The organism is uncultured Ruegeria sp., assembly GCF_947489545.1.
In the GTDB taxonomy this organism is placed as follows: Bacteria; Pseudomonadota; Alphaproteobacteria; order Rhodobacterales; family Rhodobacteraceae; genus Ruegeria.
The window spans coordinates 54,452-68,017 of record NZ_CANLDZ010000016.1 but is presented as its reverse complement, the minus strand read 5'-3'; the positions used below and the strand labels follow the sequence as shown (position 1 = coordinate 68,017).

16 protein-coding genes are annotated in these 13,566 nt (G+C 54.6%); 4 read left to right on the top strand and 12 right to left on the bottom strand.

Annotated features, from left to right (window positions below; translation table 11 throughout):
* Nucleotide 1: 1 nt before the first annotated feature.
* The 4 genes from Q1B13_RS19225 to Q1B13_RS19210 form a co-directional block, all read right to left on the bottom strand.
* Entirely contained in the window at nt 2-1,129 is a 1,128-nt protein-coding gene (locus Q1B13_RS19225; protein WP_299083078.1) for an efflux RND transporter periplasmic adaptor subunit, read from the bottom strand.
* A gap of 319 nt (nt 1,130-1,448) precedes the next feature.
* Nucleotides 1,449-2,156: a transporter substrate-binding domain-containing protein gene (locus Q1B13_RS19220; protein ID WP_299083076.1), complete on the bottom strand. Its 708-nt coding sequence runs from the start codon at nt 2,154-2,156 to the stop codon at nt 1,449-1,451.
* 10 nt (nt 2,157-2,166) lie between these two features.
* Nucleotides 2,167-2,766: a short chain dehydrogenase gene (locus Q1B13_RS19215; protein ID WP_299083074.1), complete on the bottom strand. Its 600-nt coding sequence runs from the start codon at nt 2,764-2,766 to the stop codon at nt 2,167-2,169.
* On the bottom strand, nt 2,763-3,116 hold the full coding sequence (locus Q1B13_RS19210; protein WP_298934628.1) for a MerR family transcriptional regulator: 354 nt from the start codon (nt 3,114-3,116) through the stop codon (nt 2,763-2,765). Before Q1B13_RS19210 ends, Q1B13_RS19215 begins: the two co-directional genes overlap by 4 nt.
* 491 nt (nt 3,117-3,607) lie before the next feature.
* Here Q1B13_RS19210 and Q1B13_RS19205 point away from each other — a divergent pair, with 491 nt between their 5' ends.
* The gene (locus Q1B13_RS19205; RefSeq protein ID WP_299083073.1) at nt 3,608-4,642 is read left to right on the top strand and encodes an AraC family transcriptional regulator; all 1,035 of its coding nucleotides are present in this window, start codon (nt 3,608-3,610) and stop codon (nt 4,640-4,642) included.
* Between the two features lie 330 nt (nt 4,643-4,972).
* Here Q1B13_RS19205 and Q1B13_RS19200 read toward each other — a convergent pair whose 3' ends face one another.
* Together Q1B13_RS19200 and Q1B13_RS19195 are read right to left on the bottom strand one after the other, a co-directional pair.
* Nucleotides 4,973-5,536, bottom strand: a complete 564-nt coding sequence (locus tag Q1B13_RS19200) for a hypothetical protein (protein ID WP_299083071.1) — start codon at nt 5,534-5,536, stop codon at nt 4,973-4,975.
* Between the two features lie 48 nt (nt 5,537-5,584).
* On the bottom strand, nt 5,585-6,598 hold the full coding sequence (locus Q1B13_RS19195) for an autotransporter outer membrane beta-barrel domain-containing protein (RefSeq protein WP_299083069.1): 1,014 nt from the start codon (nt 6,596-6,598) through the stop codon (nt 5,585-5,587).
* 39 nt (nt 6,599-6,637) lie between these two features.
* Here Q1B13_RS19195 and Q1B13_RS19190 point away from each other — a divergent pair, with 39 nt between their 5' ends.
* Nucleotides 6,638-6,829, top strand: coding sequence for a hypothetical protein (locus Q1B13_RS19190; protein ID WP_299800256.1), 192 nt, complete (start codon nt 6,638-6,640; stop codon nt 6,827-6,829).
* Nucleotides 6,830-7,065: 236 nt separating this feature from the next.
* On the opposite strand, the gene Q1B13_RS19185 is transcribed toward Q1B13_RS19190, so the two are convergent.
* The 3 genes from Q1B13_RS19185 to Q1B13_RS19175 all read right to left on the bottom strand — a co-directional run bounded on the left by Q1B13_RS19185 (nt 7,066) and on the right by Q1B13_RS19175 (nt 9,982).
* Nucleotides 7,066-7,464, bottom strand: a complete 399-nt coding sequence (locus tag Q1B13_RS19185; RefSeq protein WP_299083067.1) for a hypothetical protein — start codon at nt 7,462-7,464, stop codon at nt 7,066-7,068.
* A 378-nt stretch (nt 7,465-7,842) separates the two neighbouring features.
* Nucleotides 7,843-8,094: a ParB N-terminal domain-containing protein gene (locus Q1B13_RS19180; RefSeq protein WP_299083065.1), complete on the bottom strand. Its 252-nt coding sequence runs from the start codon at nt 8,092-8,094 to the stop codon at nt 7,843-7,845.
* Nucleotides 8,095-8,491: 397 nt separating this feature from the next.
* Nucleotides 8,492-9,982 carry a cytochrome c peroxidase gene (locus Q1B13_RS19175; protein WP_299083063.1) on the bottom strand — a complete coding sequence of 497 codons (1,491 nt, stop codon included), beginning with the start codon at nt 9,980-9,982 and terminating at the stop codon, nt 8,492-8,494.
* Between the two features lie 12 nt (nt 9,983-9,994).
* Here Q1B13_RS19175 and Q1B13_RS19170 point away from each other — a divergent pair, with 12 nt between their 5' ends.
* Nucleotides 9,995-10,225: a hypothetical protein gene (locus tag Q1B13_RS19170; RefSeq protein ID WP_299800253.1), complete on the top strand. Its 231-nt coding sequence runs from the start codon at nt 9,995-9,997 to the stop codon at nt 10,223-10,225.
* A gap of 95 nt (nt 10,226-10,320) precedes the next feature.
* Here the strand turns inward: Q1B13_RS19170 and Q1B13_RS19165 are convergent, their stop codons facing one another.
* The 3 genes from Q1B13_RS19165 to Q1B13_RS19155 form a co-directional block, all read right to left on the bottom strand.
* Complete coding sequence (locus Q1B13_RS19165) at nt 10,321-10,929, bottom strand: GNAT family N-acetyltransferase (protein WP_298934636.1); 609 nt, start codon at nt 10,927-10,929, stop codon at nt 10,321-10,323.
* 69 nt (nt 10,930-10,998) lie between these two features.
* The gene (locus Q1B13_RS19160; RefSeq protein ID WP_299083061.1) at nt 10,999-11,676 is read right to left on the bottom strand and encodes a hypothetical protein; all 678 of its coding nucleotides are present in this window, start codon (nt 11,674-11,676) and stop codon (nt 10,999-11,001) included.
* A 36-nt stretch (nt 11,677-11,712) separates the two neighbouring features.
* Nucleotides 11,713-12,657, bottom strand: a complete 945-nt coding sequence (locus Q1B13_RS19155; RefSeq protein ID WP_299083059.1) for a homocysteine S-methyltransferase family protein — start codon at nt 12,655-12,657, stop codon at nt 11,713-11,715.
* Nucleotides 12,658-12,844: 187 nt separating this feature from the next.
* On the opposite strand from Q1B13_RS19155, the gene Q1B13_RS19150 reads away from it, so the two are divergent.
* Nucleotides 12,845-13,462 carry a TetR/AcrR family transcriptional regulator gene (locus tag Q1B13_RS19150; protein ID WP_299083057.1) on the top strand — a complete coding sequence of 206 codons (618 nt, stop codon included), beginning with the start codon at nt 12,845-12,847 and terminating at the stop codon, nt 13,460-13,462.
* Nucleotides 13,463-13,566 lie beyond the last annotated feature (104 nt).

The window sequence follows — 13,566 nt, the reverse complement described above, 5'->3', positions numbered from 1 at the left end:
ATCAGTTTTCTGCGACTAGTGGCAGCTCGACCATCTCTGCGGTGACAACACTGCCCGGGCGGGCGCGAACTAGACCTTCGATCACAAGCGTCTCCGAACCATCCAAACCTTCGCGGACGACACGATAGCCATCTATCCTTGGCCCCGGCCGGATTTGCTTCGGGGTGACATTGCCTTGGGCATCTACTGTCATCACAAGCCTTCGATTTTGATCCGAAGCGATCGCCTCATCTGGGATCAAGATGCCCTCATAGGGAAGCGACCCCGGAACATTCACACGACCGAACAAGCCTGGTGTCAAAAGCTCATCCGGGTTTGGCAGAACTGCGCGCACGCGCATGGTGCCCGTTTCATCATCAATTCGGTTCTCCGAGAAATCGAGGATTCCGACCTGAGGGGGTATGCTGCGGTCGGCGACCGTGACGCGAACCTCAAGGCTGTCCGCGCCTTCTTGCAAAACAGAACCCCGTGCACGCGCATCCCGCGCATACGCCAGGAAGTAACGTTCATCGATATCGAAATAGAAATAGATAGGGTCGGTGGAAACAATCGATGTTAACAAGGTGTCTTGGGCCGTTACAAGGTTCCCAGGGTCAATCCGGGCTTGGTCGATACGCCCAGACATTGGGGCACGGATCTCAGAATACTCCAAATCAAGCTCGGCGAGTTCCAGGGCAGCGCGCGCTTGTTCCAACGCGCCTTGTGCAGCGAGAAAGGCTTCGCGACGTTGGTCGACCACACTCTCCGCGATGTTTCCGTTCTTAATCAGAGTTTCGGCTCGTTCGAGCTGATCGGTTGTGAAGGCGCTTGTAGCTTCAGCAATGCTGATCTGCGCCCGGGCTTGTCTCAACGCAGTGCGAAACTGACGCTGGTCGATCGTAAAGAGCAACTGACCCTCTTCAACGAGAACTCCGTCTTTGAAATGCACCTGGTCAAGAAAACCGGAAACCCGCGCGCGAATATCTACATCAGCCGCAGCGCCAAAACGACCAACAAATTCATCATCTTCCACTATTGACTTCACAACCGGTTTTGCGACTGTGACGGGTGGAGGACCCTGCTGAGCCGTAAGAACGTCAGAGAGTGCGATCAAAAGGACAGTGGCGATGGGAAAAACTCTGTTGTTCATGTTTGTGCCCCCGAGATTGACGGTGAACTATGGTCAAATCTGCCGTCGAACACTCTAGAGCAGTTCAACATGTCGGGTCTAGTTCGTTTGATGTTAATGATCGGTTTGCTCAATCTTTGGGCTAATTCCAGCAGTAGATGACTAATTTGCCTGCGGTTGGTGGAGTATAGGTTTCGGCACATATTGGACATCCAACTGACCTTTAAGACACTGCGATTGCGCCCGCTTGACGGACATTCCCAGTAGGCAGCTACATCAAGTAGATGCACGTGTGTCCGACAACGCAATGATGGCAATATAGACTTCGCCTTTTGCCAGATCATACGAGACGTTTAATTTCATCGCCTGAAAATCCAAACTCTCTCATCAATTGTCGATGTTCTGATCCGCCAATAAACTGGTTGAGAACCTGGTTCACTCGGTCTCTGAGGTCAGTTGCCGTTCGCGCGAAACCAAAGCAGCCAAAGCCCGGTGGTTTCTCGCATGGTGGCACCTCAACCACATCGAGGTCTCGAACACATCGTTCCTGGAGGAAGCCCTCGTGGGCCCGGCAGACGCTGGCAAACGCAGTAACATGGCCATCTTGAACCGCCCTAGCCGCATCAGCGTAGGTTTCGAATTCAGGGATCTGTTCCGGTGGGACTCCAAGTTCGAGGGCGGTTTCATGTTGCAATTGGTCCCGTATGACCGCGAGTTTCAGATCACCGGCGGTGGCCACGCTAAGGTATCCGGTTATGCCGGTCGCATCCTCTGCCCGGACAAGCAATCCATCAGGCAAGACCCAGATTGGTCTGCTGAATAAAGCACGTTGCTTCCGCTCACGTGACGCGAATAAGCCCGTTGTCATCTGCCAGTCACCGCGTGCGAGGCCCGGCAGCAGCTCAGCGAACTCGGTCTCGATGAATTCCACGTTGCTGATGCAAAGTTGGTTAAAGACATACCGTGCAAGCGCGATGTCGCAGCCCGTTACTGCTCCGGTGTTGTCCAGATAGTTAAACGGTGGTTCAATAAGATATGCGACCTTCACTCTGAAACCCTCACTGAACAATCACGACCTGGCCAGTGATCGCGCCCTCAACGCATTTGGCAAAAGCCCGTCCGACGCGGTCCGACGAAACCCGTTCATGACCTGGAAATAGCGCACCGTAGCGCTGTTCAGAGACGTCAAGCAGACCCGGGCTGACCACGTTGATCCGCAAACCACGCGGCGTTTCGATCGCAGCACTTGTCGCGAACCCGGCCAAGGCACCATTTGCCAAGGCAGCACCAGTTCCCCAGACAACCGGATCACGATCCAGGACGCCACTGGTCAACGTGAACGACCCGTTGTCCGAAATCCGTCCCAAACCCGAAAGGACCAGGTTGATCTGTCCCATTACCTTATTCTCGAGACCCATTTTGAGAGACGCTTCCGTCTGCTCAGACAGCGGCGCAAAGCACACGCTGCCCGCGGTTGAGACGAGTGCATCGAATACTCCGATCTCGTCATACATTGCTTCGATAGAGCCACTGTCGGAGATATCGACCTTCACGTCGCCCGTGCTACGGCCAACGGAAACGACGTCATGTCGCTGCGAAAGCTCTGCCAAGGCGGCCTGCCCCACATCGCCAGATGCACCAACGAGAACGATTTTCATCTCAGATACTCCTCATAGATTTCGAGCTTTCTTGAGAGAATTTCGTCACATCGATCAAGATCGTTGCGCCGCTTTGCCAAGAGTCCGGAATGATCAAGCAAGATATCCTTACGATCCGGGATGGTCTCATCCCCTTGCGCATAAAGCGCCGCGAACCGCTGCATCACTTTCATCGGCATACCTGTTTCGCGCAGCCAGTATAGCAGGGTCAGCCAATCAACATTCTCAGACGAAAAACGCCGTTGCCCGTCCGGCCCCCGTGCCACGTTGGGAACTAACCCCTCCGCTTCGTAGTAACGGATCGTATCTATCTTGAGCCCCGACCGAGACGCGGCCTCCGCGATGCGCATGACATTTTACTCCTTCGACAAGGCAGATACCGGCCTCGAGTAACTCGAGGTCAAGAAGTAATTTGCGAAAACACTCGTCGCCAGCCCATTCCTGCCGTTGGCCAATGGATCAAGATGCTGCGGTCGCAGCCCGCATTGCCGACATTCGCCGCGTATGCAAAATCTGAAGCCGCTCGAACTCATAAATCGCGAACAAAGCACGCTTTCGCTGAGCGTGTTCGAATGTCACCGATTGGAGCTAGCCGAAGTTGGTAGTGTCTGTTCTGCGCAACAGTCTTTGTGGACAAGGTGCCGGCGTTCGAACCCACCAAGAACCTGCACTTAACCGGTGAGAGCTATTTAGATTGCAGGCGTGAACAGCCGCATTCGCAACCCCTTCCGGTAACAGCTAAACGATTGCTTGGCATCGCTTTTGTACCCTGTCTATTATCGCTCAGCACACAAAGCGCCTCAATTGAGCGGGCTGCTTCAATTTCGGGCGACATTTCTGCATGAATGAGAACAAAGTGAATTCTGATAGTAATTCTTGGAATGTTCCAGGTTTTGGTGTGCATCACATAGCCAAGCTTCTGGAAAACCGTGGTTCAGATGTTGTTGCGCTTCTGAGGTCTGCAAATCTACCCATCGATATTCACGAAGCTCCCCCGAATTTCGTAGATGTTCGGAATGAGATCCGACTCCTGGAGCTAGCCACTGAAGAGACCGGCGATCCCCTATTTGCGATCTCGGCGGGAATGACCTTCAATCCCAGAAAAACAACACTTCTCAGCTATGTCGTTTTGAACTCTCCAACCGTTGGCGAGGCAATCGAAAAGGCTGTGACCTACGCGCGCCTGGCGCGGGGTTTTGCCAAACTGTCATTCTATGAGGAAGAACTTGGCATTTTTTTGGAAGTCGATTCTGCCGCCCAGCTGATGCGCTCTGATGGCGCTCATAATGAGTTCCGAATCTCTGCCTTTTTAACCAGTCTTCAAATCGCAGCCGAGACGCCCTTGCCAGTCCTAGAGATACGATTTCCGCATCAATTGAGCGAAGACAGGCAATCTCAAATCTCCGGTGCCTTGTCTGTCAATATCAAGCAAGGTCAAAGAGTTCCAGGTATCCTGTTTGACAAGGCTGTTATGAACGTTCCGATCAAAGATACGGACCCTGCATTGTTATTGCACCTTGAAAAACATGTGCAAACTTTGATGAAGGATTTACCGCCAGTCATCGGTGAAACAAGTTCTTTGGTGCAGGGCGAAATAACTTCGCGACTGTCTTTTAGTGCTCCAACACAAGATGATATCGCGAAGATGCTCGGGATGAGTATCAGTACACTTGGACGCAAACTTGCCAAAGAAGGCACAACCTACAAACAACTGCTAAAGGACATTCGGGCAAGGCTGGCAGAGCAGTATCTTGATGACCCCAAGCTGAGTCTGTCTGAGATCGCTTTTGCGCTCGGTTATTCTGATCAAGCTGCGTTTACCAATGCCTACAAGACCTGGACGGGTCAATCTCCGGGTAGTGTTCGAGTTGGTTAGGGTGATCTCAGGATGTGCAGATCGGTTGACACTGAAAGCTCGGGCAAGAAAGCGGATGCTCATCAACTGAAACGCAGCCCAAAGCATCCGCTGTTAAAGTTTAAGACCAGGCATCAGTGCATGAATCACAGGGGTCGGAATCCGGAAACTCTGATGTCACTTGGAAGCCGGTGTCAGGCAGTTTTTCGGTTTGTTGGTCGTATCCACCCGATGGGTGCGCCACGGACATTCCAGTACTGACGACAAGTGCGAACACAGTAGCGGATGTAATCATTACTTTTTTCATCGTTTGGTTCCTTTTTGGTTGAGCGTGTTGGGTTCGCGAAAACGTCAGTTCAGCGGGCAGCCGGGGGTGACGCTGCATTGTGCTCTGGCGTCGTCGGCCGTGTTCTGAAATTCATTTTTAAACGATTCAGCGACAATCCCTGATCTGGGGAGATTGGCATAGAAATTGGCTGGATACGGATAGTTCACCAGTGCAAGATTGAACCAAACCAGACCCAACCGACTTAGAAGGAAGTCGGAGTCTACCTCGGGGTATCCTTGGACAGGCGCTGACGAAAGAGCCGTGGGCTGCTCACCGACTGCAACATCAGCAGGCCTTTTTGTGGCTCGGTGGGTATAGGCCATCCCATCAGCGTGGTTACGTGCTTGCGAAACTGATGAGCGAATGTCACGCGCAAACCCACGTTGGCCGTGGTCGCGCAACGGACCGGCCATGGACGTTCCAGCACTCAGAAGAATGGCGAAGGCGGTGACGGATGTAATCAGTGTCTTTTTCATTTCTTGGTCCCTTTCGGTTGAACGCGTTTGAAACGCTGTGTGTGCATTCAATTTGGCATTCAGCGGCTCTGATTTATTGCGATGGCAGGTCAAGGTTTTGAGAAAACTCATCAAAGGAAAGCCCGAACCCGTTTCGTTTCGGGTCAAACGCCAAACGCTTTAGAACTGGATCTCTACACCGATGTTCCAGCTGAAGGTGTGGCCGTCCGAGCTGCTTCCCAGTCCGGTTTCACTGGTGATCTCAGCATAGAGCTGCGAGTGATCCGACAGAGGGACATTGCCGCCTACGGTCAGGGCCGCCGTGTTCTGACCTCGCTCGGCAAACACTGTATTTTGCCCAAACACCACCGAGGTCGCGTTGTCGAACGTATGGTAGAAATCGACTTGACCATACAGCATCGAATTGTTTGCAAAGACACGTTCAGCGCGCAGTCCGACCCGGGCGGTCAACGTTTCACCTTCCACCAGGGATCCGATCCGACCGCCCCCGACGCGATCCTGAACATCGTCCATGTAAATATCGCTGTACATGAGCTGCATTTGCGGGGTGAGAGTCCATTCGTTCAGCAACGTGAAGGGCTTACCAACTTCAACAGATACCTCATACCCACTGCCGTCGGCATCCACGGCGTCCCCGCCATTCGGACGTATCTCGCCGTTGAAATACCCATAACGAAGCTGCCCATCGATGTAAAATCGACTGTCCGCTACCCATAGCGCGCTCAGGGTTGCGTCGTAAGCGTCGGCCGAGATATTGGCGCTGGCCAAGCTGGTGCCGACGTCCGATGACAGGCTGCCGATGCCAAACTCCAATCCGCCAAACAGCTGTCCGCCCGCGACCTCACCGAAAGGCAAATTCGCGCCATATCGCAGACTGCCGCTGTTCGTCGTCATCTCGCCTTCACCGACATCATAGCTGTCGCGTTCACCTTCGGCCTCAACCCAGAACAATGGTCCTGCGGTTGTCGGCAAGTCAGTCAGCGCCTGGCTGACGGTGAAGGCTTTGGAACCGTTGCTTTGCGTCACAGTGTGGTTGCGTGCTTGCGAAACAGATGAGCGAACATCCTGTGCATACCCGCGTTGGCCGAGGCCACGCGACGGGCCGGCCATGCAGATCCCAGCACTTGCAACAAGCGCGAACACTGTAGCGGATGCAACCATTGCCTTTTTCATCTTCTCGCGCCTTTCAGCTATGCGTGTTTGTCACGCTGTGTGTGCAATCAATTTGGCAATCTGCGGCTCAAATTGATTGCGCTGGCACGTCAAGGTTTTGAGAAAAAGCATCAAGCTCGCCCCGGTTCGCAGCATCTGTTGCAGCAAGGCGGCCTCTGTCAGGCAAGCATTGGCGTCGCGAAAACCACCCTCCGAATACGCGTGATGGCAATGCTCATGGTCGGCTCGTAACCCCCAAAACGCAGGCCTCGGTACGTCTTTCACCACAACGGCAATGAACCATCCGTACCGACCAACTGGCTTAGACCATGGTTGATGTCAGTGCAGGCTGGCCCGAGAAAAACCCGCTGACCCATTGCCGTCCTGAGGTGAGTTCAACCAGGACCCGGAGTTTGTATCCGGGGCCTGGCGGTTGATGGCGGCAGGTCACGTTTTCTTTGACAAGACCTGCCGTGATGAACACAGGTTTACCAGTAGTAGTTGAGGCGTGGGTATGGGGTCAGATCCGAGCCCGACGACTTGCCAATGACCAATGTGTAGCTGCCGTCTTGCTGAATCGGGATCACGACCACATTGGGGGCTTGTGAGCCCCCGCTCGCGCCATATGCGCCAGTCTGCTGTGCCGAGGACTGGTTCTTTTGGCCCAGATCGTATTTTGACGTCGAATGGGTGCCAGAGCCGGTCATATAAGTGGTCTGGTGGGTCTTGGCTTTTTCACTGGCGTGTCCAATTGCTTGTGAGGCCGAAACCTGGACTTTCTGCCCAAACCCACGCTGGCCTTGATCCCGCAACGGGCCGGCCATGGACATCCCTGCACTTGCAACAATCGCGAACACTGTGGCGGAGGCAATCAGTACTTTTTTCATCGTTTGGTTCCTTTTCAGCTAAGCGTGTCTGAAACGCTGTGTGTGCAATCAATTTGGCAAGCCGCAGCTCAGATTTATTGCGCTGACAGGTCAAGGTTTTGAGAAAAGTCATCACTTTAGCGCCGGTTCGCTTTGCGTTCGATAAGCGGGGTGGCCCCAGTTATGAGCTACCCCTAGAAATTCGAACACTGACGTAAGCTGATTGCTTGGACGCGGACACACTGCAAACAGCCGACATTGGGGCAAAATGCAGCATCAACAGAAAGGGTTCAGTCGTTGAATTCGCTGCGACGCAGTGCAGCTTCCGCAGAGCGGACTTTCACGATCAGCATATCAAGTGGTTATATTTTCCGAATGAAACCCGATATTTGGACACATTCAGTGCAACTGAGCGTGAACCAAATATCCTTCGACTTCATCTTCACCAATGGCGCGCAAGGCTTCTAGCCGGTGATATCCTTCGACAAGAATGTAACCGCCGCCTTTATCGGCGCGCAAACGGATGGGCGTGGTTTGGCCGTTTTCTAGTATATCGTAAGCAATGTCATCGACTTTGGTGGGGTCCAGAGTTTTCTTGCGTTTGACTGGAATGCGAACGTCGGCAATGGCAAATTTCTCTTTTATAGGCATGACGTCAACGTGCACCAGACCGCAACATTTAGGCAAGCACTCGCGCCATGACATCCACAGATTTCTAAACCATGTCTCATGGAGCCATTAGCTAACAGGTTACGTATAGTGGTCATGAGTTCGTAAATTGCCGAGATTTAATCAGGTAGAGGACGTCTTGGTGAACGGCCCAAATCCGACATCCGACACGTAGTCTCGATGCTGCTTTCGCAGCCTGTATAGCGGGCATTGACCGCACCTATGCGGTGTTCACGTTGTCAGATGACCACAGAGCGGACGCACTTGTCGTTTGTGGCAATCGAGTCAATGGTCACGATTGGCAATGCCTATCACTTGCACCATTGATCACGCGGTCGCTCCGTCCCTCACGAAAAGAATGATGTCTTCGAGTTCCATCTCAGTCTCTTGCTGCTGGCTGTGGCGGCAGACCGGAAGGTACTCGATTTGGGATCATCTCGCTTCGGTCCACGGCCGTCGGGTCCGTTAGTGCATGAAGAAACGCAACGAGTTCGTCGATTTCTTCGCAGTTGAGTTCGATAGGCGCAAGCCTGTTGGAGTCGACAATCCGTCGGCGCAATTGAGGGGAAGCCATCACCCATGTGTCCCGCAGGTCAAATGCATGGCGTCGAGCAACTTCCAACGGTTCAAAGCGAAACTGGGAGCCGCGCGCGGCAATGCGTTGGACGTGCTCAATAGGCGGAAGCGCGACATCAGAAGGGTTGAAGGCCGCGAAACTTGCAACCGGATTGAGATGGTGGCGCACCATGTCCTCCAAAGAACTGTAAGCGCCGCTGTGCCCCCACGGGCCTGTCAGTGCGACATTGCGTAAGGACGGCGTACGGAAGGCAAAGAGGTCTGAGGGATTCTCCGTTATGCGAAAGCGCCCTTCATCTTCTGCGCGGCTCGGTAAGCCAGTTGTCGCGAGATAGGTCATGTCGCCGCCATGCCCTTTGCCGGGCCCTATCTGCGGGACTGCAATAGCATGAAATTGATGATCGGTTAGCAAGGGGCCGCTGTGGCAGCTTGAACACCCTGCTGTCCCGAAGAAGAGACTCAGACCCTGTTGTGCTTTCGTTGGCAGCGCAGACAGATCACCCGTGCGCAAAACGGCATCAAAAGGACTTTCGTCTGATCGGAATGCTATTGTCTGAAAGGCTGCAAGGGCCTTTGCGATATGGCTGTAGGTGACGTCTTCAGTTGTCTTGATCTCTGCGAACGCGCCACGCAGCATGTCCAAAAATTCGGGCGTTGCGGCGACGCGGCCCGCCAGTATGCTCCAAATCTCGCGCCGGTCCTCATGTTGCGCGGCATTGGCAATCGGGTTCTCACCATGTTGACCAGCCATTTCGATCGGTGAGGTGACTGGAAAGAAAGCCTGTGCGGCCAACGGGTCGAAAATGTCAGTGGGTAAATCCGATCCGGCCGGGTTTCGGATCGCACCGGTAGCATCGTCGCGGTCCAGCGCTTCAACGCGCCCGTCATGAAATAGCGATACATAACTGCGTGCTCCGATGTTCCAGAGCGGTTGCGCATTGCGGGGTACCCGCCCGGTGATCGGGTCAACCGTTACGCGCTCCGGCCCCGCACCAACACCACCCTCTCCGATGCCAAGCGCCAGGCCGTCGCCTGATCCGAACGCAGGATCATGGCACGTGCCACAAGAGATGTTGCGGTTGCCGGACAGGATTGGATCGAAAAAGAGGTTGCGCCCAAGCTCGACGAGCGTTGGATCGGGCGCGCTGTCATAGAGAAAATCCTGGTCCGTCAAAGGTAGCGGCAAGGATATGCCGTCCTCGCTCGATTCATTGGAAGCATCGGCCAGAACTGCGGGCAACAAGCTACCAGAAAGTGCGGCAGCAATAATCAGGGTTGGAGGTCGAAAGTTCATTTTGCTTACTCAGTGAATTTTCAACGCGCTTGTGAAAAGAGCCAGATGCTGGCGCTGGCGAGTCCAAACCACGCCAATTGCGGTAGCCATAGACGTTCTCCAAAGAACACCGCCCCAAGGACAGACAGCGCCTTCTCCGAGACCGTGCGCGAGCAGGCGGACATAGACCAGATTGCCAACCCCAAGCGTGAAAATGGCGAGAAGCAGGACATAGCCTACACCGGTGTCAGCGAACTGTTTTAGCGGCACGCTACCCAGTGTGAAACTGGCACCGGCAGCGGAGAGAACGCGCAGTAGGATGTCATGATTACATCTTTCGGAAAGGTCTGAACACCATGTCAGGCAGCAGGGCCTTCGAGGGGCTTCATCAGCAAGAGAACGTCGCCGGTGTAGTAGGGCGGGCTTGGGTGTAGGCGCACGGGGTTGCTCGCCACTCGCGAGTAGCCAAATCGTTCATAAAGCCGCATCGCGCCTGAGTTCTGTGCATAGACCTGAATACTTATCGTATTGAACCCATTGGCACGCGCTTTATGCTCTGCCGAAGCTAAAAGCAGCGATCCAAAGCCTTGGTTTTGCCCTTCGGCGAGTACAGCCAGCGCGTTGATGAACCAAGTGTTCACCGACAGCTTTTCGAGCGCAACAAAGGGGGCAATGGGTGCTGGCAGATCGTCAGGGTTCTCAGTTGGCGCTTCGGTAATTGGATAGCTCAGCACCATGCCGATCGGATATCCGTGGGACTCTGCGACCAGCGCATTAGTGTAGGAAAAGCCGCCGATTGTGCGCCTAGCGCGCTCAATACCGATTTCGAGCGGTGTTTGCCCTTCGACACAGGCGCGGGCCCAAAGCCAATTCGGGATGCCTTCCCCCGCGAGGTTGATCAGTTTGGCGAGGCTTTCCGCATCCGAAGCCTCTGCTTGCCGGATCAAAGGTGTGTTCTGCGTGTTCATCGTTCTTTCCTTATAGACTTTTGGGTGTCGGGTCGGGCAACGGTACCGCCCGACCATTTGCACCACGGGTCACGTTGACGGGACGATGCGCTCACCAAAGATTGGACCGACCGGAGCACCGGAATCCCATTCCAGGTGGTCGTTTTCGTCGACCGGTATCGATTGATGGCTATTGCTGCGAAACGCATCGTCCTGAGTATTTGTTTGGTCAATAGCGGCCGCTTCGAAGATGTAAGTCGCGCGCAGTCCCCAGTAGTCGTTGAACCCCAGCGTTGTCTGGATCAGTCCGCCCTCGATGCCAGCAAACTCGCCGGTTGCCCCTGTAACCGGGCGCAAGTTTGGCTGACCGATATCGGCGATCTCGGCTCCTTGCGTTACGACGGTTGCACCATCGTTGAACGCGAAGGTCTGGCGGCTGATGATCCAGGCGCCTGTGGTGGCGTTGCCACCCTCTCCGACGAAATATCCGTCGCACGTCCATGTCCCCAGAATGAGATCGGGGAAAGCGGGACTGCCATCTTCGAGGACACCCATGGTGCCGTCAGCCAAGGTGCCTTCGGGATAGATATAGCCTTGGCTGACAAAGGCGTTGCCATGCGCCGGCATGCCATTTTCATGCACAGGAGCAGCCGCCATATGAATGCGGGTGTGGTCTTCGGCCACGTCAAAGGCCATGGGGGCCTCGGCACGGACGAAGGTTGCCGAAGACAGCGCAATGGCGGTGGACGTGATGAATGTCTTGAACATAATAAGTCCTTTCAGGGAGGTTTGGTTGTTGAGAATTCAGGCTGCGGTCAGAGGGTGGTCATGACCCGCTATGCAGCGCACATGCCGGTGGTCGGTGCCGCAACATCCGCCAAGCACCCGGATGTTTGGAAGGCGCGAAAGAAGCTCCGCGTTGAGATTGCCAAATTCCACCGGATCGCCGTTGTCGAGGATCTCGGCTTCGTCGAGTTCGGCATGGCTTTGTCGTGATGCATTGGATCGGATCCCGCCAATGCGGAGGGCCCACGCAGCCGTGGTATCCAGCACCTCGCGGAAATGATCCGGGTGTGCGCAGTTGATCATGTAGTAGAGTGGCCCGCCATTTGTCGCGGCATCGACCTCTGCAATGGCTTCGCCAAGCGGTTGGCCGGACGGCAGGTGCCCATCGGTTTCCAATGTGAAGGCGACAACAATGGGCGTGTCGATTTCCTTCGCTGCCTGCACGATACCAACGGCTTCGTCCGCATGGGTGAGTGTCATGGCGCTGATCATGTCGACGCCGGCATTGCCAAGTGTATGTATCTGTGGCGCATGGATCAGCAGCGCTTCTTGCCGGGAAATCTGGGTATCCGGCGCGTAGGCATCTCCTGCCGGTCCGACGAGCCCGTTGATAAGGATAGGGCAGCTTTCGGTCTCTTGCTGCGCCCGAAGTTTGGACACGAAGGACACAGCCCGTTGATTGGTCTCCATCACGTCTTTGAGCGTCTGACCAAGCGGTCCCGCCCAAGCCGTGCCCGCGCGCCAGGTCGGCGCATCAAGGATGAAACCGCGACCGGAAGACTTCGCGATTCCAATGAACCGCTCGAAATATGCCCGCAGATCAGCGCGGCCCTGATCGGTCTCCAACAAAACCGCTGCCGAGAAGCATGGCAGGTCATAGCCTTTGTCGAAGATCAGGAATGTCTCTAGTCCTCCGTCAGAGAGGAAGAAGCGCCGGGTCTCCTTAAGTGTCTGAATACGCATCGAAGCTCTCCTTGTGCGTTGATGACAAGGGGATACTTCTTCTAACGGGTCAGCTGATAGTTGCCGCGTGGTCTGGTTGTGTCACTTCCGTTTTTGCCGTAATTTCAGGGGGTAACCCGAAACTCGACGGCCGCGCCACCTGTCAACATATAGTCAACTGGACTCGCGGTACACTGGGAGACCGATAGTGGATCAAAAAGTTGATACGCGAAGCCGAATCCTCGATATCGCCGAGGCGGCTGTTTTGGACAAAGGGTTTGAAGCAACCTCAATCGAGGAGATAGTTGCGGGAGCAGAGATTTCGCGCGGTGGATTTTTCTATCACTTCAAGGACAAAAACGCTTTGGCCCGCGCGATGCTGGAACGGTACATCGAAAATGAAGAAGCGCTTTATGATGACTTGTTCGCTCGGGCACGAGAGCTGAACGATGATCCGCTACACTGTATGTTGATCGGATTGAAACTGTTGGCTGAAATGCTTGAGGAAATGCCGACCGGTCACCCCGGATGCGTGATCGCCTCCACAGCGTATCAAGACAGGCTCTTCGATGAAGGCGTCCGCGACCTTAACCGCCAGGCTATCTTAGGATGGCGGAAGCGCTTTCGCGGTATGTTTGAAGAGATCGCTACTGTGTATGAGCCCCGGGAACTCGTCAATATGGATGCCTTGGGAGACATGGTGTCAGGGGTCGTCGAGGGCGGCCTAGTGCTTCAGCGCGCTCTTCGAGAACACAACAATGCGTCCGAACAGATCATGCTGTTCAGGACGTATCTGAAACTTCTGTTTGCCCCAAAGCCCTCTTGACCATTGCCGACGAAAACGATCGGCTAGCCAAAGCCGACATTCCTTCGGATTACAGCATTTGCAGATATGGGCTCCTTCCGGACGTCGAAAGCCACGCACCATCT

Excerpts from the sequence above, each read along its gene's own strand:
- Q1B13_RS19225 (WP_299083078.1), bottom strand. The coding sequence starts at position 1,129 with ATGAACAACAGAGTTTTTCCCATCGCCACTGTCCTTTTGATCGCACTC.
- Q1B13_RS19215 (WP_299083074.1), bottom strand. The coding sequence starts at position 2,766 with ATGAAAATCGTTCTCGTTGGTGCATCTGGCGATGTGGGGCAGGCCGCC.
- Q1B13_RS19210 (WP_298934628.1), bottom strand. The coding sequence starts at position 3,116 with ATGCGCATCGCGGAGGCCGCGTCTCGGTCGGGGCTCAAGATAGATACG.
- Q1B13_RS19205 (WP_299083073.1), top strand. The coding sequence starts at position 3,608 with ATGAATGAGAACAAAGTGAATTCTGATAGTAATTCTTGGAATGTTCCA.
- Q1B13_RS19200 (WP_299083071.1), bottom strand. The coding sequence starts at position 5,536 with ATGAGTTTTCTCAAAACCTTGACCTGCCATCGCAATAAATCAGAGCCG.
- Q1B13_RS19195 (WP_299083069.1), bottom strand. The coding sequence starts at position 6,598 with ATGAAAAAGGCAATGGTTGCATCCGCTACAGTGTTCGCGCTTGTTGCA.
- Q1B13_RS19185 (WP_299083067.1), bottom strand. The coding sequence starts at position 7,464 with ATGAAAAAAGTACTGATTGCCTCCGCCACAGTGTTCGCGATTGTTGCA.
- Q1B13_RS19180 (WP_299083065.1), bottom strand. The coding sequence starts at position 8,094 with ATGCCTATAAAAGAGAAATTTGCCATTGCCGACGTTCGCATTCCAGTC.
- Q1B13_RS19175 (WP_299083063.1), bottom strand. The coding sequence starts at position 9,982 with ATGAACTTTCGACCTCCAACCCTGATTATTGCTGCCGCACTTTCTGGT.
- Q1B13_RS19165 (WP_298934636.1), bottom strand. The coding sequence starts at position 10,929 with ATGAACACGCAGAACACACCTTTGATCCGGCAAGCAGAGGCTTCGGAT.
- Q1B13_RS19160 (WP_299083061.1), bottom strand. The coding sequence starts at position 11,676 with ATGTTCAAGACATTCATCACGTCCACCGCCATTGCGCTGTCTTCGGCA.
- Q1B13_RS19155 (WP_299083059.1), bottom strand. The coding sequence starts at position 12,657 with ATGCGTATTCAGACACTTAAGGAGACCCGGCGCTTCTTCCTCTCTGAC.